This is a genomic window from Pseudomonas quasicaspiana (genome assembly GCF_021147825.1).
Classification (GTDB): Bacteria; Pseudomonadota; Gammaproteobacteria; order Pseudomonadales; family Pseudomonadaceae; genus Aquipseudomonas; species Aquipseudomonas quasicaspiana.
The window spans coordinates 58,791-81,499 of the sequence record NZ_JAGTPI010000010.1 but is presented as its reverse complement, the minus strand read 5'-3'; the positions used below and the strand labels follow the sequence as shown (position 1 = coordinate 81,499).

General features: G+C 55.9%; 20 protein-coding genes and 2 tRNA genes. 14 read left to right on the top strand and 8 right to left on the bottom strand.

Annotated elements, in window-relative coordinates:
* Positions 1-108: 108 nt before the first annotated feature.
* The 4 genes from KDX30_RS09300 to KDX30_RS09285 form a co-directional block, all read right to left on the bottom strand.
* Positions 109-1,443, bottom strand: coding sequence for a virulence factor family protein (locus tag KDX30_RS09300; protein WP_027898611.1), 1,335 nt, complete (start codon positions 1,441-1,443; stop codon positions 109-111).
* Positions 1,443-4,085, bottom strand: a complete 2,643-nt coding sequence (gene mprF / locus KDX30_RS09295; protein ID WP_099269065.1) for a bifunctional lysylphosphatidylglycerol flippase/synthetase MprF — start codon at positions 4,083-4,085, stop codon at positions 1,443-1,445. Before mprF ends, KDX30_RS09300 begins: the two co-directional genes overlap by 1 nt.
* A gap of 326 nt (positions 4,086-4,411) precedes the next feature.
* Positions 4,412-4,488: transfer RNA gene (locus KDX30_RS09290), tRNA-Met, on the bottom strand.
* Between the two features lie 304 nt (positions 4,489-4,792).
* Positions 4,793-4,869: transfer RNA gene (locus tag KDX30_RS09285), tRNA-Met, on the bottom strand.
* 260 nt (positions 4,870-5,129) lie between these two features.
* Here KDX30_RS09285 and dinB point away from each other — a divergent pair.
* Positions 5,130-6,191, top strand: a complete 1,062-nt coding sequence (dinB, locus tag KDX30_RS09280) for a DNA polymerase IV (RefSeq protein WP_122397205.1) — start codon at positions 5,130-5,132, stop codon at positions 6,189-6,191.
* A gap of 127 nt (positions 6,192-6,318) precedes the next feature.
* Here the strand turns inward: dinB and KDX30_RS09275 are convergent, their stop codons facing one another.
* The 3 genes from KDX30_RS09275 to KDX30_RS09265 form a co-directional block, all read right to left on the bottom strand.
* Positions 6,319-7,272, bottom strand: a complete 954-nt coding sequence (locus KDX30_RS09275; protein ID WP_231675593.1) for a hypothetical protein — start codon at positions 7,270-7,272, stop codon at positions 6,319-6,321.
* Between the two features lie 73 nt (positions 7,273-7,345).
* A complete protein-coding gene (locus KDX30_RS09270; protein ID WP_231675592.1) occupies positions 7,346-9,061 on the bottom strand; it encodes a proline--tRNA ligase in 1,716 nt (571 codons plus the stop codon).
* Positions 9,062-9,231: 170 nt separating this feature from the next.
* A complete protein-coding gene (locus tag KDX30_RS09265) occupies positions 9,232-10,569 on the bottom strand; it encodes an OprD family porin (RefSeq protein ID WP_231675591.1) in 1,338 nt (445 codons plus the stop codon).
* A gap of 998 nt (positions 10,570-11,567) precedes the next feature.
* Between KDX30_RS09265 and KDX30_RS09260 the strand changes: the two genes are divergently transcribed.
* Both KDX30_RS09260 and KDX30_RS09255 read left to right on the top strand, forming a co-directional pair.
* A complete protein-coding gene (locus KDX30_RS09260; RefSeq protein ID WP_231675590.1) occupies positions 11,568-11,999 on the top strand; it encodes an HIT family protein in 432 nt (143 codons plus the stop codon).
* Entirely contained in the window at positions 11,996-12,202 is a 207-nt protein-coding gene (locus tag KDX30_RS09255; protein ID WP_027898115.1) for a SlyX family protein, read from the top strand. Before KDX30_RS09260 ends, KDX30_RS09255 begins: the two co-directional genes overlap by 4 nt.
* A 69-nt stretch (positions 12,203-12,271) precedes the next feature.
* On the opposite strand, the gene KDX30_RS29565 is transcribed toward KDX30_RS09255, so the two are convergent.
* The gene (locus tag KDX30_RS29565; protein ID WP_317633755.1) at positions 12,272-12,874 is read right to left on the bottom strand and encodes a cold-shock protein; all 603 of its coding nucleotides are present in this window, start codon (positions 12,872-12,874) and stop codon (positions 12,272-12,274) included.
* Positions 12,875-13,253: 379 nt separating this feature from the next.
* On the opposite strand from KDX30_RS29565, the gene KDX30_RS09245 reads away from it, so the two are divergent.
* The 11 genes from KDX30_RS09245 to tolA all read left to right on the top strand — a co-directional run bounded on the left by KDX30_RS09245 (position 13,254) and on the right by tolA (position 22,687).
* Positions 13,254-13,727, top strand: a complete 474-nt coding sequence (locus KDX30_RS09245; protein ID WP_027898221.1) for a Dps family protein — start codon at positions 13,254-13,256, stop codon at positions 13,725-13,727.
* A gap of 336 nt (positions 13,728-14,063) precedes the next feature.
* Positions 14,064-14,405, top strand: coding sequence for a ribbon-helix-helix domain-containing protein (locus KDX30_RS09240; RefSeq protein WP_049826719.1), 342 nt, complete (start codon positions 14,064-14,066; stop codon positions 14,403-14,405).
* Between the two features lie 315 nt (positions 14,406-14,720).
* On the top strand, positions 14,721-16,496 hold the full coding sequence (gene aspS, locus KDX30_RS09235) for an aspartate--tRNA ligase (RefSeq protein ID WP_027898223.1): 1,776 nt from the start codon (positions 14,721-14,723) through the stop codon (positions 16,494-16,496).
* 136 nt (positions 16,497-16,632) lie between these two features.
* Complete coding sequence (locus KDX30_RS09230; protein WP_231675589.1) at positions 16,633-17,379, top strand: YebC/PmpR family DNA-binding transcriptional regulator; 747 nt, start codon at positions 16,633-16,635, stop codon at positions 17,377-17,379.
* Positions 17,380-17,502: 123 nt separating this feature from the next.
* Entirely contained in the window at positions 17,503-18,027 is a 525-nt protein-coding gene (gene ruvC, locus KDX30_RS09225; protein WP_027898225.1) for a crossover junction endodeoxyribonuclease RuvC, read from the top strand.
* Between the two features lie 144 nt (positions 18,028-18,171).
* Positions 18,172-18,780: a Holliday junction branch migration protein RuvA gene (gene ruvA, locus KDX30_RS09220; protein ID WP_027898226.1), complete on the top strand. Its 609-nt coding sequence runs from the start codon at positions 18,172-18,174 to the stop codon at positions 18,778-18,780.
* A complete protein-coding gene (gene ruvB, locus KDX30_RS09215; protein ID WP_095093547.1) occupies positions 18,781-19,839 on the top strand; it encodes a Holliday junction branch migration DNA helicase RuvB in 1,059 nt (352 codons plus the stop codon).
* Between the two features lie 137 nt (positions 19,840-19,976).
* Positions 19,977-20,444: a tol-pal system-associated acyl-CoA thioesterase gene (ybgC, locus tag KDX30_RS09210; protein ID WP_027898228.1), complete on the top strand. Its 468-nt coding sequence runs from the start codon at positions 19,977-19,979 to the stop codon at positions 20,442-20,444.
* Complete coding sequence (gene tolQ / locus KDX30_RS09205; RefSeq protein ID WP_231675588.1) at positions 20,434-21,129, top strand: protein TolQ; 696 nt, start codon at positions 20,434-20,436, stop codon at positions 21,127-21,129. The genes ybgC and tolQ overlap by 11 nt, the downstream gene beginning before the upstream one ends.
* A 14-nt stretch (positions 21,130-21,143) precedes the next feature.
* On the top strand, positions 21,144-21,608 hold the full coding sequence (gene tolR, locus KDX30_RS09200) for a protein TolR (RefSeq protein WP_027898230.1): 465 nt from the start codon (positions 21,144-21,146) through the stop codon (positions 21,606-21,608).
* Positions 21,608-22,687, top strand: a complete 1,080-nt coding sequence (gene tolA, locus KDX30_RS09195; RefSeq protein ID WP_087274352.1) for a cell envelope integrity protein TolA — start codon at positions 21,608-21,610, stop codon at positions 22,685-22,687. The genes tolR and tolA overlap by 1 nt, the downstream gene beginning before the upstream one ends.
* Positions 22,688-22,709: the final 22 nt, after the last annotated feature.

The following is a 22,709-nucleotide window of genomic DNA, read 5'->3' as shown; positions in this document are numbered from 1 at the left end:
CGCTTGCCCGCGATGACGTTGTAGCTATCAAGACAGGCATTAGCCAAAACAAAAAATCCCCGCAGCCTCACAGCTGACGGGGATTTTTTTGTGTTGCCTTAAAGCGACTTACTGCGCTGTGGTCTTGCCCTGACGCTTGTTGATGAAAGCAATCAAACGCTTGGCCAGAGCCGGGTAGTTTTCGTCGAAGTGGTGACCCCCAGGCAGTTGGAGTTTCTCGCCAACAGCCGTGGTATCAGTACAGCCACTTTCCTTGATCTCTTCCACGCCATACACGCACAGCACTTTATCGCCCGGCAATTTCGCCATTTCCGGACCCGTTTGCAGATCCTTGCCTGCCGCACCTAGCCAGCCATCGACGCGAATCTCGAAACTGCCAGTGCGTGCGAAAGCCAGCAGAATCATGCCGTCGACTCGGTCCTGATCTTCTTGCGCCAGACGGTTATAAACCGCTGGCAGTACATCTGCGCCGAACGAGTAACCCGCCAGAATAAAACGCTTGGCACCCCATTTCTGACGGTAGTGCTGCATCAGCTCGGTCAGGTCAGCTGCGGTCTGCTCAGGGGATTTGTGTTCCCAGTAATAACGCAGCACGTCGATGCCAACCACTGGATAGCCCATGCCGGCCATGTCCCCGGCAACAACTTTGTCCAGATCACGCCAGCCACCGTCACCGGACAGGAACAGCGTCACGGTATCCGAGGGTTGAGCAGCAGGCACTTCGACCACAGGGATGCCCAGACCGCCGCCTTTATCGTCTTCGCCGACCAGCTTGCGGCGCAGCTCGCTGTTGAGGACTTGCGGCAGCTTGATGTCGTAATCGCTGATGCTGGTATCGGCGTTGGCCTGATCGCGCACGAACGCTGCCGGCTCATCGTCCGGAGCATCGTTCCATGCCACCATCCAGTGACCGTGTGGCGCGGTTTTGGGCAGCGGCACGTCACAGATCACCGGTGGGGTCTCGTCGGGCTCAAGTGCCTTGACCGGCTGAGAAGGTACTTCCAGATAGAAGCCTACTGAAATGGCCTCCGCCTTGTCGTTGTTCTGCCCGGCGAGCCAGCGCCATGCGAGCGTTGCGCCTGGGCCGATACCGGCCACAACGGTCGGCGCTTCGTCGAGTTTGCCAAGCGCCTCGTTGAAGGTCTTCTGCTGCAATGTGCAGTCTGCTTTGGGCAGTACGACCTGAATGATTCGGGCAGAGGCATCCTGGCTCAGCGCCTGCAGTTGTTTGTCCGACAGCAAGTCGTCTGCGGTGACTGCCAGTGCGACACGAACCTTGGCTCGGGTGCCCGGTGTGACAGTGGTCAGGGCCGAGCCGTCGGTCAATGTTGAACGGTCCAGTGTTGCCGGTGGGGCGGGGCGGCTCCACAGCCATACCCCGAGAATCAGAACCACAACAAACAGCAGTGCTGCGAGCAAAATGCGCCGGTAGCGTTGAATCATCAGCGTTTCACCAATCCAGTCAGGCCGCCCGCAATCAGGGCAGCGGTGTCAGCCAGTGCCACCAGCGGATCGAGTCCGGCGGGCACGGCCATATAGCGAGGTTCCCAGTCAGGCTGGAATTTGTCTTTGAAGCGACGCAGACCCTGGAAGTTGTAGAGCTGCTCGCCGCGACGGAACACCATCGAACCCAGGCGCTGGGTCAGAGGCGCGCCACGGCGCGGTTGCAAGCCCGACAGCGGCACCATGCCCAGGCTGAAGCGTTCGTAGCCGTGTTCTTTGTAATACAGAATCAGCCCGACCATCATGAACTCCATGGTCAGCTTCGGTGCATCAGGGTGAGCGCGCATCAGGTCCAGGCTGGCAAGGTCACGACGCGAAGTCTCCAGCAGGTTGGCGAACGCCACCGGCTTACCTTCGAAGTGGATGATCGCGATACGGAAATGCTTGAGGTACTCAGGGCTGAAACGACCCAGCGAGAAGCCTTTTTCACGGACATTCTTGCCGGTAAGCCAGGCGTCGGAGATGATTTTCAGCTCCTCCAGCGGTGCCTGACCTGCTTCATAGATCTCCAGTGACAAACCGTCACGTCCACCCCGATTCCAGGTGTAGCGCAGGTCTTTCATTTCCTTGCCCTTGGCTTCGATATCAAAGCGCAGCAAGTTGACGCGTGCCTCTTCACCCAGCTTGATCGCGGTCAGGCCGATGTCCATATAGAACGGCAGATTTTCTGCGCGCACTTGATAGAACACTGGCCGGGCGTGGTGCACATCACACAGGTCACGGAATTGCCAGATCAGCTCGGCGCGCTGTTGGGTTGGGCCGATCGGATCATAGAGGGCCACCAGGCTGCGGCCCCGATGGGCGTACATCAGAAATGCATTGCCTTGTGGGTGCAGCAGGACAGCCTTGTCACCGGTCAGCACCAGCCCGCCGTCAGGCTGTGACGACGCATTGACGATCTCGGCGGCCTTGGCCAGCTCCGAAGCGTCTGGCAGCTTGATGACCGGGCGCGCAGTGCGCAGTAACCAGGTCAGGGAAATAATGATCAACAAGACGGCGCTGCCCAATGCAGAGCGCAAGCCGCGGGGGGCATCCGCGTCCAGCGTGAACTGCCACCACAACTGATGGCTGTAGGGCACGTCCTGATAGGCGAACAGCAGCAGCCAGAATGAAGCGCCCAACACGCACAGGGTCGCTACCAGATACAGCGGCGAGAAGGGCAGCTCCAGCAGACGGCTCGGGCGGTAGAAAGAGCGACGGAAGATAGCCAGCAGCGCTGCGGTCAGGATCAGCAGTGTGGCTTCTTCATAATCGAAGCCTTTGAGCATCGACAGTGCTGCACCTGCCAGTAGCAGGATGACCGTCAGCATCCATGCGGCCGAGAGGCGACGGCGCAGCCCTTGAGCCAGCAGCAGGCACAGGACGCCAATCAGGCTGGCGCCAAAGTGCGAAAGGTTGATCAGCCGATGAGGGATAAGGAATCCCAGGTCTTCCAGGCGCGTATCGATTTCCGGGGTCGCGCCAGAGAACAGCAGTACGACGCCTGAGAGGAACACCAGCAGCGCCAGAATCGGTGCCGCCAGACCCGAAGCGACGCGCATCGCCTGTTTGGTTGGCAGCAACCGCTGACCTTCAGTAAACAGCAGCACCAGACACGCCAGTAACAGTGGCAGGACGACGTAAATCATCCGATACAGCAGCAACGCAGCAGCCAGCGGGGCGGCGCCAAGCTCGTTGGCAAAGGCGGCGAGCAGGATGGCCTCGAAAACTCCCACGCCACCGGGTACATGGCTAAGCACGCCAGCGGCGAGGGCCAGCAGATACACCAGTACAAATGCACCGAAGGGAGGGGATTGTGGCAGCAGGAGGTAGAGAACAGTCGCAGCGGCCGCAACGTCCAGTGCCGTAATCACCAGTTGCATCAGCGTCAGGCGTACGCCGGGAAGGCGCAGAGTGCGGCGTCCGGCACGCACCAGCAGGGTATGCGGGATGGTCTGCTCGGGCAGTCGGCGGCGATAAATTGCAATGGCCAGCACAGCGGTCAGCACGAGTACGCCAATAGCGATGCCTGCCAGCACGTTTACCGGGGTGTGCAGCGCCAGCGATGCTCCGGACAGATTGCTCAGGGTTGCCAGTGCTGCCAGCGGTGGCAGGGCGCATCCTAGAGAAAGGCTGGCAAACAGCGTCATACGGGCTACTTCGACCGCGCCAATACCTTTGCGGGAGTACAGTCGATAGCGCACCGAACCGCCCGACAGCATCGACAGGCCTACGGCGTTACCAATGGCGAAGGCTGTGAAGCCGCCCATGGCGAGGGTTTTGTTGGGTAGATCAACCCCGGCGTAACGACTGGCAGACCATTCATAGCCCAGCAGAATAATGAAGCCGATCACCGTGGCCAGCAGGGCACCTGCCAGAGACGCGGCAGGCACACTCAGCAATGAATCCTGCAATGCATAGAGATCAAGCTCGCTCAACATGTGTCGGCAAGCAATCAAGGCCACGGCAAATAGCAGCAACGTAACGCCCAGGCCTATGGGCTGGCGATATTTACTCAACAACTCCAGCCATTGGAGGCGGGCAGGTTGGATGGGTTGATTCGCCGTAACTGCTTCGTTCGGTTCTGACGGGTTGGCGCGCATCAATCACTCCTTGGATCGTGCGCGACAGAATGGAGGTATACAGCCAAGTTACCAATCCCTACGCAAAAAATATTTCGAGATGTTAGCGCGTCATCGTCTAACGAGCGAATGGAGCCTGTTTGTTCATGGAGCTGTTCAGCAACAGTTCAGCTATTAAACAGCTATCGGCAGAGGGCTGCAAAACTGTCGGGTTTTGTAATGTTACGTTACAACGAGAGGGTGTGTTGCGGGGAGGGGAAGGGAAAATTGCTTTCCAGCCAACGGGTTGCCCTGTTTTTAGGCGCGCACAAAAAAGGCCACTCTTTCGAGTAGCCTTTTTTGATGTTTGGTTGCGGGAGCCGGATTTGAACCGACGACCTTCGGGTTATGAGCCCGACGAGCTACCAGACTGCTCCATCCCGCGTCTGTGTGGCGGCATTCTACAGCCGAACGACGAGGTGTCAACCTTTAATGTGGAAAGTCGGCAAATAAGTTTGAATTGAGTGGTTGGAGATTTAAGTGCCGGACGGGTAAAGATTTTTGCTCGTCACGTTCCATGAGGTTACAGCCTTTCGGATTGACCTTTTTCTGTAGGCACTCACGGCACCGCGAGGCACTGATGGCGGTTTTTCAGACAAATGCTCGTAAGCTCATGCAGTTGTTTTCGGACCGTCCTCAAACGACACGCACAAAAAAGGCCACTCTTTCGAGTAGCCTTTTTTGATGTTTGGTTGCGGGAGCCGGATTTGAACCGACGACCTTCGGGTTATGAGCCCGACGAGCTACCAGACTGCTCCATCCCGCGTCTGTGTGGCGGCATTCTACAGAGGAACGCCGGGCTGTCAATGACTAATTTTCGGAAATTTCTTTTCCTTCAATCGCTTAGCACCGTTTATTGACCGTTCGGACAAGCTGTAGGCCCCGCTGTGCGGGCCTGTCATGCAATGTTGGGGAGTCGAATAGTGACGCAGATACATCAAATTTTCTCGGGCGAGCGCATCATGAGATGTCACATGTCGATACGAGTGAGATACTGACCTGCCACGCCTCCCGCATAATGCCTACATGACGCAGCGAAAAATCATCCATGTTGACTGTGATTGCTTCTATGCAGCCATCGAAATGCGTGATGACCCTCGACTGGCGGACAAGCCGCTTGCAGTGGGTGGTTCTGCGGACAGACGAGGAGTCATTGCGACCTGCAATTACGAAGCCCGCGCTTATGGTGTGCGCTCGGCCATGTCGTCGCGGCACGCGTTGAAGCTTTGCCCTGACCTCACCATCGTCAAGCCGAGAATGGATGCTTATAAAGAAGCATCCAAAGAAATCCAGACCATCTTCCGTGACTACACCGACCTCATTGAGCCTTTGTCGCTGGATGAGGCGTACCTCGATGTGTCCGACGCCAGTCATTTTTCCGGCAGTGCGACGCGTATTGCGCAGGACATTAGGCGCCGTGTCTCTAAACAGCTGCATATCACGGTGTCGGCCGGTGTTGCGCCTAACAAGTTTCTGGCCAAGATTGCCAGCGACTGGAAGAAGCCCAACGGCTTGTTTGTGATTACCCCGGATCAGGTCGAAGATTTTGTTGCGCAATTACCCGTCAACAAGCTGCACGGTGTCGGCAAGGTGACTGCCGACAAGTTGGGAAAGCTGGGGATTGTCAGTTGTACTGATCTGCGCGACTGGAAAAAGCTGGCGCTGGTGCGAGAGTTTGGTTCGTTCGGCGAGCGTTTGTGGGGGCTGGCTCGCGGCATAGATGAGCGTCCCGTCCAGAATGACAGCAGGCGTCAGTCCGTGAGCGTGGAAAATACCTACGACACTGATCTTCCGGATCTGGTCAGTTGCCTGAAAAAGCTCCCTGAGTTGCTCGAAACGTTGAACGGGCGAATAGAGCGGATGGAGGGGCAATACCGGCCTGGCAAACCGTTCGTGAAGGTGAAGTTTCACGATTTCACCCAGACGACACTTGAGCAGGCAGGGATTGGTCGGGATCTGGACAGCTTCGAGCATCTGCTCACGCAGGCATTTGCCAGGGGCGGCAAGCCGGTCCGTTTGCTGGGGATTGGTGTGCGTCTGCATGACTTGCGAAAAGCACATGAGCAGTTGGAGCTGTTTGCGCGCTGACCGCGCCTTATCGCGAAGCAAACAGGTTACTTACTCTTAGGCGCTGCCGAAGGCTGCGAAGGCGGTATGTCAGGATAAATGCTTCGCAGCCTTCGGCAGCTCCTACAGAAAAACAGAGCGTTTCAGGTCACTTTTCCGCGCCGGGATCTGCTACCAGTCGGCCCGCATCCTTGGCCAGCGATTTCAGGAAATCGCGCTGCAACTGCGGATCGTCCCGTGTCATTTCGATCAGGCTTTGTTCGAGGTCGCTGGCTTCTTCTTCAAGTCCCAGATCAGAAAGGCGCTTGACCCGGTAAACCCACTGGCTAACTTCGTCATCTTCCAGATCGTCGTAAATCAGGCCATGAGCTTCGATCAATTTGCCGCGCAGGCTACGACTGACCACCAGGTCTGCATTGGCGTGGGTGTTGTCCTGATCATCTTCGACGCTCAAATACAGGCGGGTGACATGACTCAAATCCTGTTCAGCAAACGGGCTGTCCAGCAGGCTCAGGCGCAGTACGCCATTGCGATCGGTCATCAGTTCATGCGTCTGGGATCCAGCCTTGACCGTTACCGGGCGTTCACTCCACGGCAGTGTCGTGTTTTCGATTCTCTTGTCCTGCTGTACTTCGTTAATACCTGCCAGGTTTTGCTGAGCGCGCCCGTGGGAAGGTGCATTCATGAAAGGGTTGAGCCCGGCGACACCGTAGTTGATCCAGTCTTTGGTCACGCTGTCCGGTAGGCGGCCCAGAGCGAAGACATTGACCACGTTGGCACCGACGCCCGCGACAACGGCCACTGCACCGAGGGGAATCTCGTAGATTTCCCGCCAGGGCTGATAGGGCGTGTACCGGTCGTAAAGACGAGTTACTTCAAATTCGGTGACCTCAAAGGTCCGTTGCTCGTGGATGCGCACACGTCGTTGCGGCAACTCAAGGGTTTTGGGCTCGCCGAGGTCGATCTGGACGCTGTGCGAGAGCAATTTGCGCTCGATGCGTTCTTCGTGCTCGCTGCGTTGCGACAGTTGATTGGCGCAACCGCTGACCAGGGTGGCGCAAAACAGCACGCAGCCCAGGCTGAAAGGGGATCGCTTGAACATGAGATCTCTTGCGAATTAAGGCGCGTCGTTGCTGAAACGATAGCGCCCATCTTTCGATGGGCGCTATCAGGACTCAGCGGCTGACGCGGCCCTGGATGAAGGACAGTACCTCGGCAACCGGCAGGGCCTGGGCTTCGGACTCGGTCCGGCTCTTGTATTCCAGGTTGCCTTCGGCAAGGCCGCGATCACTGACGACGATACGATGCGGTATGCCAATCAGCTCCATGTCGGCAAACTTGTTGCCAGGGCTGGTTTTCTTGTCGCGATCATCAAGCAGTACTTCGAAACCTGCGGCGGTCAGTTCGGCGTACAGCTTGTCGGTCGCTTCGCGGACTGCGTCAGTTTCGTAGCGCAGTGGAACCAGAGCGATCTGGAAGGGCGCCAGAGTGTCATTCCAGATAATGCCGTTATCGTCGCTGTTCTGCTCGATTGCAGCAGCAACCACGCGGGAAACACCGATGCCGTAGCAGCCCATGGACAGGTTCACCGGTTTGCCGTTCTCGCCCAGCACCTGACACTTCATGGCTTCGCTGTACTTGGTGCCCAGCTGGAAGATGTGGCCGACCTCGATTCCGCGTTTGATTTCGAGGGTGCCTTTGCCATCCGGGCTAGGGTCGCCAGCCACGACGTTACGCAGATCGGCGACGGCTGGAACCGGCAGGTCGCGTTCCCAGTTGACGCCGAAGTAGTGCTTGTCGTCGATGTTTGCACCAATGGCGAAGTCGCTCATCAATTCCACCGAACGGTCGATGATGCAAGTCAGCGGCAGATTCAGCGGGCCCAGGGAGCCGGCACCGGCACCGATTGCAGCGCGCAGTTCGGCTTCGGAGGCCATGACCAGAGGGCTTGCAACCTGCTCAAGTTTGGCGGCTTTGATTTCGTTCAGTTCGTGGTCGCCACGAATGATCAGTGCAATCAGCTTGCCTTCTTCTGCGGCGTGTACCACCAGGGTCTTGATGGTCTTTTCAATCGGCAGGTTGAAGCCTTCTACCAGTTGCGCAATGGTCTTGGTATCCGGGGTGTCGATCAGACGCAATTCTTCAGTTGCAGCGCCACGGCTGGTTTCCCGAGGTACAGCTTCGGCTTTCTCAATGTTGGCGGCGTAATCGGAACCATTGCTGAACACGATATCGTCTTCGCCAGATTCAGCCAGGACGTGGAACTCGTGGGAGCCTGCGCCACCGATCGAGCCGTTATCGGCTTCAACCGGGCGGAATTTCAGGCCCAGACGCGAGAACACGTTGCAGTAAGCCAGGTGCATGCGATCGTAGGTGATCTGCAATGAAGCGTGATCAGCATGGAACGAGTAGGCGTCTTTCATGACGAACTCGCGGCCACGCATCAGACCGAAGCGCGGGCGAATTTCGTCGCGGAATTTGGTCTGGATCTGGTACAGATTGATCGGCAGCTGTTTATAGCTATTAAGCTCGTTGCGGGCCAGATCGGTGATGACTTCTTCGTGGGTCGGACCCAGGCAGAATTCACGGTTGTGCCGGTCTGTCAGGCGCATCAGTTCAGGGCCGTACTGTTCCCAGCGGCCGGACTCTTGCCATAACTCGGCGGGCTGAATACCCGGCATCAGTACTTCCAGTGCGCCAGCAGCGTCCATTTCTTCACGAACGATGGCTTCGACCTTGCGTAATACGCGCAAGCCCATGGGCAGCCAGGTGTAAAGGCCGGAAGCAAGTTTGCGAATCATGCCCGCACGCAGCATGAGCTGGTGGCTGATCACGACCGCATCGGAAGGGGTTTCTTTCTGTGTGGCGAGCAAAAATTGACTGGTGCGCATGGTTGGCCGTTGTCGGTTGCTGAGACTGGAAATGACTGGGCATTGTACGGACAGTGTCTAGTCTCGTACAGGCCGCGACCGCCTCAGGATTGCAGCGAAATCAGATTCATTCATATATGAAAAAGCCCGGCATGAGCCGGGCTTTCTTTAAACGAGAAGCTGAGTGGCGATTACAGGACCGAAATCGGGTAGTCGACAATCAGGCGGAACTCGTTAACGTCGCCTTCACCCTGGTCAGCATTGGCGCGGTGCCATGCTTGACGGATGCGGAACGACAGGTCTTTGACGGGGCCGGTCTGAACCACATACTTGGCTTCAAGGTTGGTCTCGTGGTGCTTGCCGTCTGCACCGTACAGTGGAGCGCCAGCGCTATTGCGGTACTGGGAGTTCGCTGCCAAGCCAGTACCGTCGATGTCGTAGCCCTTGATGTAGCGAGTCATGAAGCTCAAGCCAGGCACGCCGTACGGAGCCATGTTCAAGTCATAGCGAGCCTGCCAGGATTTCTCGCCAGGACCGTTGAAGTCGGAGTACTGGATGGAGTTATTCAGGAAGATCGAGTCGCCACCCTTGTTGTTGTCGCCGATACCGATGTAATCGAATGGTGTATCACCATTGATTTTCTGGAAGGCCAGAGTCACGGTGTGCGCGGCTGCAAACGAATAGGCAACCGAGCCGGAGAATGCAGTGTTACTGATGTCGCCAGCTTTGGCACTACCAGCATCAGTGGTGCGGTAGATGTTGGCATCGAACGCCAGGGACTGATCGTCAGTCAGAGGCAGCGCGTAGTTCACGTTGGCGTAGTACTGGTTCCAGATGTCTTCCAGCTTGGCCGCATAGAAAGCTACACCGAGGCTGTCGGTGATGGCGTATTTACCGCCTGCAAAATCGGCTGAGCTTGCTTCCACACCTGAATAGTTGGAATAGATGCCGCCATCGTGGCTGTTGTCGTTTTGGCTGGTGCCGGAGTAGAAGTGACCTGCTTCGACATCCAGACCTGCGATCTCGCTGCTTTGCAGGCTGATACCGCTGGCTGTCTGAGGCAAGAGGCGAGAGCCGCCGACTGCGAATACCGGGCTTGTAGGCTGCATGTCGCCGACTTTCAGTTCAGTCTTCGAAACGCGGAATTTGACAGCGCCACCGACTTTACCCTGCTCGTCACGGTTATTGCCTTGGCGATCGAGGCTCAGGTTGCCCGAGCCGGCATATTGGTCCTGACCATCCAGCTTCAGACCCCAGTAGCCGAATGCTTCGACGCCGACACCAATGGTGCCTTGCGTGTAGCCAGTGCTGAAGTTGCCCCAGAAACCTTGGGTCCAGTCACGCTGATCACTGCTGCCGCTCCGGTTGTCGCGGTTGAAATAGTAGTTGCGAGCCTTCACGTCCAGCGTGCTGCCTTCAATGAAACCCTTGGCATCAGCCTGATCGCTGACAAACGGTGCAGCCGTTGCCAATTGGGTGCTGGCAGCAGTAACGGCCAGTGCGATTGCGCTCCACTTCATCACTCTCATTGTGACTTGCTCCTTTGGTTTTTAAGAGAAGAGTACCGCCGTCCACCGGTTTTTTTATCTGGACGGCTCTTTCTTTTTTTGTGTCGGCGAAACTTATATCTCGCTGACAATGGTGGCTATAGTTACAGACCTAACCTTGCAAAATCTTTACAGCGCTGTCGCAAATAATTACGGTCCTTGTCGCAAACACAAAGCCTCCAACGGTACTGATCATCAACGATCGGGCCATTGAAATATGAAGCTTGTGCCTTACCTGCGTATTCCTTCCTTTAGTGGATGATTTTCTCCACCTTTCGTGGCTGCTCGTCCTCTGTTCTCCGCCAGAAGATCGCTCAACCTTGCCCAGTAACATAGCAACAACCGTGCACAAAGCTAAGCAGAATGAGAAAAAAACGTGAAAAAACTAGTATTTACTTTCGTTTTTTACGCTAACCACATGAAATTAAAGAGGAAAATATTTCCTTGTTTTTGAAGGGGAATTGAGATTTTCCGTCTGGATAGCGTGTTTGGCCGTCGACAGCGTTACCCCGGTGCGTTTGGCATGTGGGGATTCTCCATGACCGGGCTATCTGTAGAGACAAGGTGGGTTGTTTTGGTGCGATGACAGCCTGTGATGGGTCTCTATTCTCGTGCGTCACTCCCTGGCTGCTCCGTAGCGTTTCATATTCATGACGCAATCGGTTTTGCGGGGTCGTGGCTTATAGGCTCAGGTCGTTTGACCTGTAGCGATATGTAACAACGGTTGTAACGATGGTATCGGTGGCGGTGCGCGAAAAAGGGGCGCTGTCTGCGCTCTGGGGTATTTGCTGGTGCGTGATGCTATCGCGTCTGTCGGCTGAATGAGCAAGACGCAGAGCGTGGGCTGCTGGCAAAAAAATGCTCGTGAGTCAGGTAAGCGATGAAGTCGAGGTTTTTCCCGAGTATCCTGCCGGTTACTGTGCGGCGATATCTGAAATACAAGTCGGCGCAAATTTAACCTGTAGATCAGGAGTTACATCGTGTTCGCTCTGGATTCACGCTTGCAAGAAGATACTTTAGTGATCGGCGATTTCCCGTTGTGCCGACTGCTGCTGTCCAATGATTCAAATTATCCCTGGTTCATTCTGGTGCCTCGGCGTCCGGATATTAGCGAGGTGTTCCAGCTGGATGCGCGGGATCAGTTGCAGTTGTGGCAGGAAACTACGCTGCTGTCAGAGCAATTGAAGGACTTGTTCAACGCTGACAAGCTCAATGTGGCAGCGTTGGGTAACGTCGTCAGTCAACTGCATATGCATGTGATCGTGCGGCGGCGAAGCGACATCGCATGGCCGGCGCCTGTCTGGGGCAAGCATCCGGCTACGCCTTATACGGCGCAGGAGTTTTCACTGGTCAAGGATCAGCTGCGAGCGGTTCTGGTCAAGGACTTCATCTTCGCGGAGGAGTCGGTATGAGTCTGGAGGCACGAGTGACCGATCTGGAGAGCCGACTGGCTTTCCAGGACGATACTATTCAGGCGTTGAATGACGTACTGGTTGCTCAGCAACGAGCATTGGATCGTCTGCAGCAGCAATTTGCGGCAATGCTCAAGCGTCAGGAGGAAATGGGGAGTCAGTTCGAGATTTTCGGCGAGGATGCGCCTCCGCCTCATTACTGAGTTTTCGCACCGCACAAAAAAACGGCCTTCTATATATAGAAGGCCGTTTTTGTATTGCGGTAGAAAGAATCAGCGGCGTGGCAAAGCGGCAATCACATCCTCTGCCTGCAAGCCCTTGTCGCGATTCATCACCGAAAACTCTACACGTTGACCTTCAACCAGTACCCGGTGACCTTCGCCGCGAATAGCCCGGAAGTGCACGAAGATATCGTCGCCGGAGTCGCGGGAAATGAAGCCGAAGCCCTTGGACGTGTTGAACCACTTTACGGTGCCCGTATCGCGGTTGGTCATGTCGTGGCTTTGCGCAGCAGGTGACGGGGAGGACCGGTAAAAGCTGACGGCCAGATGCAAGGCAACTGCGACCAGTGCCGCGGTCAGCGCTGCGACGATTGCCGGTTGACCGGCGATGGTATCGAGAGGGACAAGCAAGGTCAGGATTTGAATAACTACAGCAAGAACCAGTAACGCACTGACCAGATTCTGCAGATGATGACGTGGGCCTCTGTTCCAGTAGGGGATCACGGGTGCCAGTACAAGATTGAGCAGGCCGAAGAATGCCAGATAAAGCGCATCGGGTTGCAGCAGCGAAGACAGAGCTTCACTGCGCAGGCTGGGGATAAAGGAAAGCAGCAGGGCTGCGGCTCCCGTTAGCAGGTGGACTATTTTCAACATGTTGATGACTCACATTAAGATGGATCGCAAGGAAATAGCTGAAGGCACCCGGTACGCTTCTTGAAAAGTGGAGGCGTGAGGCACGCGTGATCTTTCAGCCTATGCGCGGCAGCCTGATCAATCAGCTGCCGCGACACGCGGTGTATTTAACAGCAAAGCTCAGAGCTACTCAAATCAACAGCTTGCGTTACATCGCACAGTGGCAGCCCCGGACGTGACAAAGCGACGGGCGGTGTTCGGTGGTCCCCAATCGGGGCATGGTCGTTCCGACTGACGCAGGGGCAGGTATTTGCAAAGCAGGGCTGCGTCCTGCCCTGTGTCTTGATACAGTGGCCTCTGTACCTGCTGGATTAAAACCATCAATTGAAAGGGGAAATACATGGCAATCGATATCGGTATCAGCGAAGAGAATCGCAAGTCAATCGTCGATGGTCTTTCTCATTTGCTCGCAGATACCTACGTGCTTTACTTGAAAACTCATAACTTTCACTGGAACGTCAGTGGTCCGATGTTTCGCACGCTGCATCTGATGTTTGAAGAGCAGTACAACGAACTGGCCCTGGCGGTTGATTCCATTGCCGAACGTATTCGTGCGCTGGGCTTTCCGGCTCCAGGTACTTATACAACGTATGCGCGTCTTTCTTCGATCAAAGAAGAAGAGGGTGTACCGGGTGCCGAAGATATGATCAGAAGTCTGGTTCAGGGACAAGAGGCTGTAGTGCGTACTGCTCGTAGTCTTTTTCCTCTTCTGGATAAGGTTAGTGACGAACCGACTGCCGATTTACTGACGCAAAGAATGCAGGTCCACGAAAAAACGGCGTGGATGCTTCGCTCGATGCTGGAAACCAAGTAACGGTCAAATGAGTGTCAGGCGAGTGGTGCGTCGCACTTCTCGCCTGTCTGATCTCCGGGGGCTGATAGCCTCATCGCCCCCTGCCTGCCTGAGCCTCTGCCGCCTACCCGGCATGGTTTTTAGAAAGTCTATAACTATTCATTACCTTCAGATGCGTTTAGTGTTTAGTTGTTACTAGTTACTCTTTATTCCTCAGTGCTTTGTGGTCATGTCCTACACGCTCTAAGTCTTAATGCGGCTGGTTATCTAAACGTAAATCGGGCCTGATAGTCGGACATTTATTTATATTTAAATGTTTCTCATGGGACCCGATTTTATAGTTTAGAGGAAGCCGCTATGGTTCAAGAGGTCGAATGCGACGTAAAAGACCTGAAACGTCACGCGAAAATTTGCAATGATCCGTTTGTCGAAGATTTCAATATGGCTCTGGCTCAACCCCATTCCAAGTCGGTGCGGCTTAATGGTCTGGCCACCTGTTTGCGTCTGGAGCATGTGTACTGGAATATTCTGTCCACGATTGCCAGATCAAATGATTGCTCTGTCAATGCGGTACTTTCTTATATCGACCGGGAGGTGCATTTGCGCTATGGCGGCGTAAAAAATTTCAGCGGCCTTATCAGGGTCGTGTGTGTTGCTCATCTTTTGAAGGGTGACAGCCTGGATCTGAGACAAGCTTAACGCAGTTGACGTACCCCTATTTTGCGGGCTCGCTTTCCGGGCGGGCCTGCTTTTGTAGCGCGTTCCTCCAGCGGCTGCGTTGCCCTGAGCCGCACGCCGCGGCAAGTTATCTCGATCTGTTCGGTTTGCGCGGCTGCACGCTCTTGATTAACGCTATATAATCCCCGGCCTTGCTAAAAACGGGCACGTCTGCGCCTGCAGTGCGCAGCGACGGGCTGACGGCTTGAACGCGTGCCTGGGCTCTTGCACTATTGAGCGCAAGCCAAGAGCGAAAGCTCCACCGAATTTCGAATTACGAGAAGTGAACAGACCATCATGATGCGCAGCCATTATTGCGGCCAATTGAACGAGAGCCTGGAAGGTCAGGAAATTACCCTTTGCGGATGGGTCCACCGCCGTCGTGACCACGGGGGTGTGATTTTCCTCGACATCCGTGATCGTGAAGGTATGGCTCAGGTGGTGTTTGACCCCGACCGCGCAGATACTTTCGCCGCTGCCGACCGTGTTCGCAGCGAATATGTCGTCAAGCTCACCGGCAAGGTGCGTGCTCGCCCGGCCGGTGCCGTCAATACCAACATGGCGTCCGGCGCCATCGAAGTGCTTGGCTACGAGCTGGAAGTGCTGAACGAGTCGGAAACCCCGCCGTTCCCGCTCAACGAATATTCCGATGTTGGCGAAGAAACCCGCCTGCGCTATCGCTTCATCGACCTGCGTCGCCCGGAAATGGCCGAGAAGCTGCGTCTGCGCTCGCGCATCACCACCAGCATCCGTCGCTACCTGGATGACAACGGCTTTCTCGATGTCGAGACGCCGATCCTGACTCGCGCTACTCCGGAAGGCGCTCGCGACTATCTGGTGCCTAGCCGCACACACCCGGGCAGCTTCTTTGCCTTGCCGCAATCCCCGCAGTTGTTCAAACAACTGCTGATGGTTGCCGGCTTTGACCGCTACTACCAGATCGCCAAGTGCTTCCGCGATGAAGACCTGCGTGCTGACCGCCAGCCGGAATTCACCCAGATCGACATCGAGACCAGCTTCCTCAATGAAGAAGACATCATCGGTCTGACCGAGAAGATGATTCGTCAGTTGTTCAAGGAAGTACTGGACCTGGAGTTCGGCGATTTCCCGCACATGACTTTTGAAGAAGCCATGCGCCGTTATGGCTCCGACAAGCCGGACCTGCGTAACCCGCTGGAACTGGTTGACGTTGCTGATCAGCTTAAAGAAGTTGATTTCAAGGTATTCAGCGGCCCGGCCAACGATCCGAAATGCCGTATTGCCGCGCTGCGCGTTCCTGGCGGGGCGAGCATTCCGCGTAAACAGATCGACGACTACACCAAGTTCGTCAGCATCTATGGTGCCAAGGGCCTGGCGTACATCAAGGTCAACGAGCGTGCTGCCGGTGTTGAAGGCCTGCAGTCGCCAATCGTGAAGAACATCCCTGAAGCCAACCTCAATGTGATCCTGGATCGTGTTGGCGCGGTAGATGGCGATATCGTGTTCTTCGGCGCAGACAAAGCCAAGATCGTCAGCGAAGCCCTCGGCGCGCTGCGTATCAAGGTTGGTAACGACTTCAAGCTGCACACTTGCGAGTGGGCACCGATGTGGGTCGTGGACTTCCCGATGTTCGAAGAGAACGACGACGGCAGCTTCACTGCATTGCACCACCCGTTCACTGCGCCGAAGTGCACCCCGGAAGAACTGGAAGCCAATCCGGCAACCGCTCTGTCCCGTGCCTACGACATGGTGCTCAACGGCACCGAGCTGGGTGGCGGCTCGATCCGTATCCATCGCAAGGAAATGCAACAGGCGGTCTTCCGCTTGCTGGGCATTGCCGAAGACGAGCAGCAGGAAAAGTTCGGCTTCCTGCTCGACGCTTTGAAGTACGGTGCACCGCCGCACGGTGGTCTGGCGTTCGGTCTGGATCGTCTGGTCATGCTGATGACCGGTGCGCAATCCATCCGTGAAGTGATCGCGTTCCCTAAAACCCAGAGCGCGGCTGACGTCATGACCCAGGCACCTGGTGTGGTGGATGCCAAGGCACTGCGTGAGCTGCATATCCGTTTGCGTGAACAGCCAAAGGCTGAGTAACGCTCGCTGAGGCGCGTTCCGTCGCTCGACGTGAGCGCGCCCTTGCATGGCTACACCCCCAGTCAAGTAAACCCTTTTGCCTGTTTATAGTTGGGCGAAAGGTGAAGGTGTTCGAAAAAAGAATCTGGAGCGAGATATGGCAGGTCATTCTAAGTGGGCGAACATCAAGCACCGCAAAGAGCGTCAGGATGCCAAGAAAGGCAAGATTTTCACCAAGTGGATCCGTGAGCTGACCGTTGCTGCCCGTCAGGGTGGTGGCGATCCCGGTTCTAACCCTCGTCTGCGTCTGGCGCTGGACAAGGCGCTTGGTGCAAACATGACCCGTGACACCATTGATCGCGCAGTGGCACGCGGTACGGGTGCAGCAGATGGTGATGACGTCGAAGAGTTGGGCTACGAAGGCTACGGGCCGGGCGGCGTCGCGATCATGGTTGAAACCATGACTGACAACCGTAATCGCACTGCAGCGGCCGTACGGCACGCTTTCACCAAGTGCGGCGGCAACCTGGGTACAGACGGTTCTGTCGCGTACCTGTTTGATCGTAAAGGTCAAATCTCGTTTGCTGCCGGTGTTGATGAAGATTCCCTGACCGAAGCTGCAATGGAAGCTGACGCCGATGATATCGTCACCAATGATGACGGTAGCATCGATGTGTTTACCTCGTTTTCCGGTTTTTACGCGGTTCGCAATGCTATTGAAGCTGCTGGCTTCAACGCTACGGACGCTGAAATCGTCATGTTGCCGACGACCAGCGCGGTACTTGATCTGGAAACAGCAGAAAAGGTGCTCAAGCTGATCGACATGCTTGAAGATCTGGATGACGTACAGAACGTCTACTCCAATGCGGAAATTCCGGACGAAGTCATGGAACAGTTGGGCTGACAGATTTCTGCAGGACAAAGGGGCCGGAGGCCGGTGGCGATGTACTGACATCGCTATCGGCCTTCGGCTTCTGCCTTTATGCTGCGATCTTCGCTGAGTATCACCTCTCAAGCTGCAGGCGTTATGACTCTTATTCTTGGTATAGACCCCGGCTCTCGGATCACTGGTTATGGCGTGGTACGAGATACCGGGCGTGGCTGTGTTTACGTGGCGTCGGGCTGTATTCGCACCGGCAGTGGCGAGCTGCATGAGCGGTTGCAGATTGTGTTCCGCGGGGTGAGGGAAGTCATTCAGACGTACGGCCCCGTGACCATGGGCATTGAAAAGGTCTTCATGGCGCGCAATGCCGACTCGGCTCTCAAGTTGGGCCAGGCACGGGGTGCAGCGATTGTTGCCGGGGCCGAGGAGGGACTGGAGATTGCCGAATACTCGGCGACTCAGGTCAAGCAGGCGGTTGCAGGAACCGGGGGCGCGAATAAAGAGCAGGTCATGATGATGGTCATGCATTTGCTCAAATTGACCCAGAAGCCACAAATTGACGCATCCGATGCTCTTGCGATTGCCCTGTGTCACGCGCACACCCGCTCAAGCCTGATTCCTCACGGCCTGAACACTGCACGCAGCCGCGGTGGTCGTCTGCGTCTCTAATGCGTGCAATAGTGGTGCTGCGTCTCTGGTAGCATCCTCTGCTTGAATGTTTCTGCTTGCAGGTCTTGTCTTGCCTGCAATGATTACGACCATTATTTCGCGCCGGTTACGCGGTCTGACCGGCAACACGAAAGGATTTGATACGTGATTGGACGCTTACGCGGCTTTTTGGCTGAGAAACAGCCGCCGCATCTGGTGCTTGATGTGAACGGTGTCGGTTACGAAATCGAGGTCCCCATGACCACGCTTTACCGCTTGCCGCATGTCGGTGAGCCGGTGACGCTGCATACTCACCTTGTCGTTCGTGAAGATGCGCATCTGTTGTACGGCTTCTATGAGAAGCGCGAACGCGAGCTGTTTCGTGAATTGATACGCCTTAATGGCGTTGGCCCGAAACTGGCACTCGCCTTGATGTCCGGTCTCGAGGTTGATGAGCTGGTGCGTTGCGTTCAGGCTCAGGACACTTCAGCGCTGACTCGCATTCCGGGCGTCGGGAAAAAGACCGCTGAACGTTTGCTCGTCGAGCTTAAAGACCGCTTCAAGGCGTGGGAAACCCTGCCTGGGACCTTCACCTTGGTTTCCAATGGTCCGAATGCGCCGGAACCCGTGGCAACCGCCGAAAACGATGCGGTCAGTGCGCTTATTTCCCTGGGCTACAAACCTCAGGAGGCAAGCAAAGCTGTTTCCGCAATCAAGGAAAAAGATTTGAGCAGTGCTGATTTGATTCGACGTGCATTGAAGGGAATGGCTTAAGTGATTGATGCTGACCGCCTGATAACCGCCACTGGCGGGCGTGATCGTGATGAGCAGATTGATCGCGCGATTCGTCCGCTGAGCCTTGCCGACTATATTGGTCAGCCGACGGTGCGTGAGCAGATGGAGTTGTTTATCCAGGCTGCTCGCGGACGTAACGAAGCACTCGACCATACGCTGATCTTCGGTCCGCCCGGTCTGGGCAAGACCACACTGGCCAATATCATTGCTCAGGAAATGTCGGTTTCCATCAAGAGCACATCTGGCCCTGTACTGGAGCGGCCGGGGGATCTTGCGGCCATTTTGACCAATCTCGAACCCAACGATGTGTTATTCATCGACGAGATTCACCGGCTGTCGCCCATCGTCGAGGAGGTCTTGTACCCCGCGATGGAGGACTTTCAGCTCGACATCATGATTGGTGAAGGGCCAGCGGCTCGCTCGATCAAGCTCGATTTGCCGCCGTTCACGCTGGTAGGGGCGACGACTCGAGCGGGCATGCTGACCAATCCGTTGCGTGACCGTTTCGGTATCGTCCAGCGTCTGGAGTTTTACAGCATCGCGGATCTGGCAACTATCGTATCGCGTTCAGCCGGCATTCTCGGTCTGCCGATAGAGCCGGAGGGTGCGTTCGAAATTGCCCGTCGGGCTCGTGGCACGCCGCGGATTGCCAACCGCTTGCTGCGCCGCGTGCGGGATTTCGCCGAAGTGCGCGGCAAGGGTGAGATTACCAAGCCTATCGCCGACCTTGCTCTTAATTTGCTGGACGTCGACGAGCGCGGTTTTGATCATCAGGACCGGCGTTTGCTGCTGACCATGATTGAGAAGTTTGATGGCGGCCCGGTGGGTGTCGACAGTCTGGCTGCTGCCATCAGCGAAGAGCGCCACACTATTGAGGACGTGCTGGAACCCTATTTGATCCAGCAAGGCTATATCATGCGCACACCGCGTGGCCGGGTCGTGACCCGGCATGCGTATCTGCACTTCGGGCTGAATATTCCTTCCCGAATGGGGGAGATGCCGGGCGCCGAACAATTTGTTGCAGATGAAGACATTTAAAAACTCGCAAAACACTGATTTATTCAGGGTTTGCGCGGTCAGACTGGCTACTGCGTCAGGCTGGCATGAAATAACCGGTAAAACGTTGAAAACAGTTGCCGTGGCGGATTGGCAACCTGAGGAGTAAGCACTAGAGTATGCGCGCGCAAAACGGGGTTCAGTCGTTCGCACATCGCTGTCGCGTTTATTACGAGGACACCGATGCTGGCGGCATTGTCTATTACGTCAATTATCTGAAATTCATGGAACGGGCTCGTACCGAACGGCTGCGGGAATTGGGTTTTGCCCAATCCTCAATGGCGAAGGAAGGCTTGTTGTTCGTTGTGCATTCCAGCGAGGCCAGGTATCACAAGCCGGCGCGATTGGACGACGAATTGCTGGTCAGCGCTGAAGTAATCGAATTGAACCGTGTCAGTCTGCGCTTCAAACAGGAAGTCAGACGGGCTGCGGATGCAACGCTGCTCTGTGAGGGGCAGTTTTTGGTGGCGTGTGTAAACGCCGATAGTTTGAAACCCCGGGCCATTCCCGAAGCTCTGCGTACGGCCTTTGCCGGCCAGGGCGGCGCGGGCACACATACAGAGCAGGAGAGCAAGCGTGGAAGCTAACGTCGTCGACCATTCCTCCATGTGGAGTTTGGTCAGTAATGCCAGCATTGTCGTTCAGTTAGTTATGCTGATCCTGGTGGCTGCTTCAGTCACTTCATGGGTCATGATTTTTCAGCGCAGCAACATGCTGCGTGCTGGACGCCGGGCATTGGACAGCTTCGAGGAGCGTTTCTGGTCCGGTATCGATCTGTCCAAGCTGTACCGTCAGGCGGGCAGCAATCCAGACCCGGATTCTGGTGTGGAGCAGATCTTCCGTGCCGGCTTCAAAGAGTTCTCGCGTCTGCGTCAGCAGGCAGGTGTCGATCCTGAGGCCGTGATGGAAGGCGTGGCTCGTGCCATGCGTGTTGCCATCTCGCGTGAGGAGGAGAAACTCGAAGCGGGTCTCCCTTATCTGGCCACCGTTGGCTCCGTCAGCCCGTACATCGGCTTGTTCGGTACCGTCTGGGGGATCATGAACTCCTTCCGCGGCCTGGCCACGGCGCAACAGGCGACACTCGCCACCGTTGCCCCTGGTATTGCCGAAGCACTGATCGCAACAGCCATTGGCCTGTTCGCGGCGATCCCTGCAGTAATCGCTTACAACCGTTTCGCCGCTCGCAGCGAAACCCTGATTAGCCGTTACTACACCTTCGCCGAAGAATTCCAGGCCATCCTGCACCGTAAAGTGCACACCAGCGAAGAGTGAGCAGGTAATTCCCAATGGCTTTAATCGCTCGAGATCGCCGCAGAAAACGCAAGCCGGTCGCCGAAATGAACGTAGTACCTTACATCGACGTGATGTTGGTGCTGCTGGTCATCTTCATGGTCACCGCTCCCATGATCAATCAGGGCGTGAAAGTCGATTTGCCCAAAGTCTCCAGCGAGGCTTTGCCGCAAGACAACAACAATCAGGTCCTGACCATTTCGATCAAGGCTGACAAGACCTATTACTGGAACCTTGGCAGCGAAGTCGACACCGACAAGCAGATGGACAAGGCGATGACCTTGCCGCAACTGACGTCGGCCGTTACCAAAATCGTTGCCGCCGGGCGTGATGCCGGCAAGCAGACGCAGGTTTTCATTCGTGGCGACAAAACCGTTGATTACGGTTCGGTCATGGGCACCATGGGTGGGCTGCAGAAGGCAGGGGTCGGGAATGTCGGCTTGATTACTGAGGCCCCCTGATGCAGCCAATTCGAGAGCCGTCCGCCTCGGAGAATTATTTCTGGCCTAGTGTCTGGGCCGTGGCGTTGCACGTCCTGATTTTTGGCTTGCTGTTCGTCAGCTTTGCCATGACTCCGGAATTGCCGGAAGCCAAGCCTATCGTGCAGGCGACCCTGTACCAGCTCAAGTCCAAGAGTCAGGCGACGACCCAGACCAACCAGAAAATTGCCGGCGAGGCGAAAAAGACCGCTGCACGACAGACTGAAGTCGAGCAACTGGAACAGAAGAAAGTCGAGCAGGAAAAGCAGGAAGCTGTAAAAGCTGCGGAACAAAAGAAAGAAGAGGCTGCTCAAAAAGCGGAAGAACAGAAGGCTGAAGAAGCAGCGCAGAAAGCGGCGGAAGCGAAAAAAGCCGACGAAGCGAAGAAAGCTGATGAAGCCAAAAAGGCTGATGCCAAAAAAGCTGAAGAAAAGCAGCTGGCCGACATAGCCAAGAAAAAAGCTGAAGACGACGCCAAGAAAAAGGCCGAGGAAGACGCCAAGAAAGCTGCAGCCGAGGAAGCCAAGAAACAGGCCGCCGACGATGCGAAGAAAAAAGCGGCAGAGGACGCCAAGAAAAAGGCTGCCGAAGACGCTAAAAAGAAAGCAGCTGACGACGCGAAGAAAAAAGCCACTGCCGATGCTGCCAAGAAGGCGCAGGAAGCAGCTCGCAAATCTGCTGAAGATAAAAAGGCTCAGGCCTTGGCTGACTTGCTTTCCGATAAACCGGAAAGGCAACAGGCATTGGCGGACGAGCAGGGTGACGAGGTCGCGGGTAGTTTCGACGATCTGATTCGTGTTCGAGCGTCCGAGGGCTGGAGTCGACCACCGTCAGCACGTAACAACATGTCCGTAACACTGCAGATTGGTATGTTGCCGGATGGCACCATTGCCTCGGTATCGGTTGCCAAGTCCAGTGGAGACGGGCCGTTTGACAGTTCAGCAGTCGCAGCAGTCAAGAATATTGGCCGTTTGACAGAAATGCAGGGTATGAAGGCCGCGGACTTCGCTCCCTATCGTTCATTCAAGATGACATTTACACCTGGAGATCTAGCCTTGTGATCAAGCTTTTTCGAGGACTGCT

What these genes read in the sequence shown, in the direction of transcription:
- KDX30_RS09300 (WP_027898611.1), bottom strand. Translation starts at nt 1,443, where the DNA reads ATGATTCAACGCTACCGGCGCATTTTGCTCGCAGCACTGCTGTTTGTT.
- mprF (WP_099269065.1), bottom strand. Translation starts at nt 4,085, where the DNA reads ATGCGCGCCAACCCGTCAGAACCGAACGAAGCAGTTACGGCGAATCAA.
- dinB (WP_122397205.1), top strand. Translation starts at nt 5,130, where the DNA reads ATGACGCAGCGAAAAATCATCCATGTTGACTGTGATTGCTTCTATGCA.
- KDX30_RS09275 (WP_231675593.1), bottom strand. Translation starts at nt 7,272, where the DNA reads ATGTTCAAGCGATCCCCTTTCAGCCTGGGCTGCGTGCTGTTTTGCGCC.
- KDX30_RS09270 (WP_231675592.1), bottom strand. Translation starts at nt 9,061, where the DNA reads ATGCGCACCAGTCAATTTTTGCTCGCCACACAGAAAGAAACCCCTTCC.
- KDX30_RS09265 (WP_231675591.1), bottom strand. Translation starts at nt 10,569, where the DNA reads ATGAGAGTGATGAAGTGGAGCGCAATCGCACTGGCCGTTACTGCTGCC.
- KDX30_RS09255 (WP_027898115.1), top strand. Translation starts at nt 11,996, where the DNA reads ATGAGTCTGGAGGCACGAGTGACCGATCTGGAGAGCCGACTGGCTTTC.
- KDX30_RS29565 (WP_317633755.1), bottom strand. Translation starts at nt 12,874, where the DNA reads ATGTTGAAAATAGTCCACCTGCTAACGGGAGCCGCAGCCCTGCTGCTT.
- KDX30_RS09245 (WP_027898221.1), top strand. Translation starts at nt 13,254, where the DNA reads ATGGCAATCGATATCGGTATCAGCGAAGAGAATCGCAAGTCAATCGTC.
- KDX30_RS09240 (WP_049826719.1), top strand. Translation starts at nt 14,064, where the DNA reads ATGGTTCAAGAGGTCGAATGCGACGTAAAAGACCTGAAACGTCACGCG.
- aspS (WP_027898223.1), top strand. Translation starts at nt 14,721, where the DNA reads ATGATGCGCAGCCATTATTGCGGCCAATTGAACGAGAGCCTGGAAGGT.
- KDX30_RS09230 (WP_231675589.1), top strand. Translation starts at nt 16,633, where the DNA reads ATGGCAGGTCATTCTAAGTGGGCGAACATCAAGCACCGCAAAGAGCGT.
- ruvC (WP_027898225.1), top strand. Translation starts at nt 17,503, where the DNA reads ATGACTCTTATTCTTGGTATAGACCCCGGCTCTCGGATCACTGGTTAT.
- ybgC (WP_027898228.1), top strand. Translation starts at nt 19,977, where the DNA reads ATGCGCGCGCAAAACGGGGTTCAGTCGTTCGCACATCGCTGTCGCGTT.
- tolR (WP_027898230.1), top strand. Translation starts at nt 21,144, where the DNA reads ATGGCTTTAATCGCTCGAGATCGCCGCAGAAAACGCAAGCCGGTCGCC.
- tolA (WP_087274352.1), top strand. Translation starts at nt 21,608, where the DNA reads ATGCAGCCAATTCGAGAGCCGTCCGCCTCGGAGAATTATTTCTGGCCT.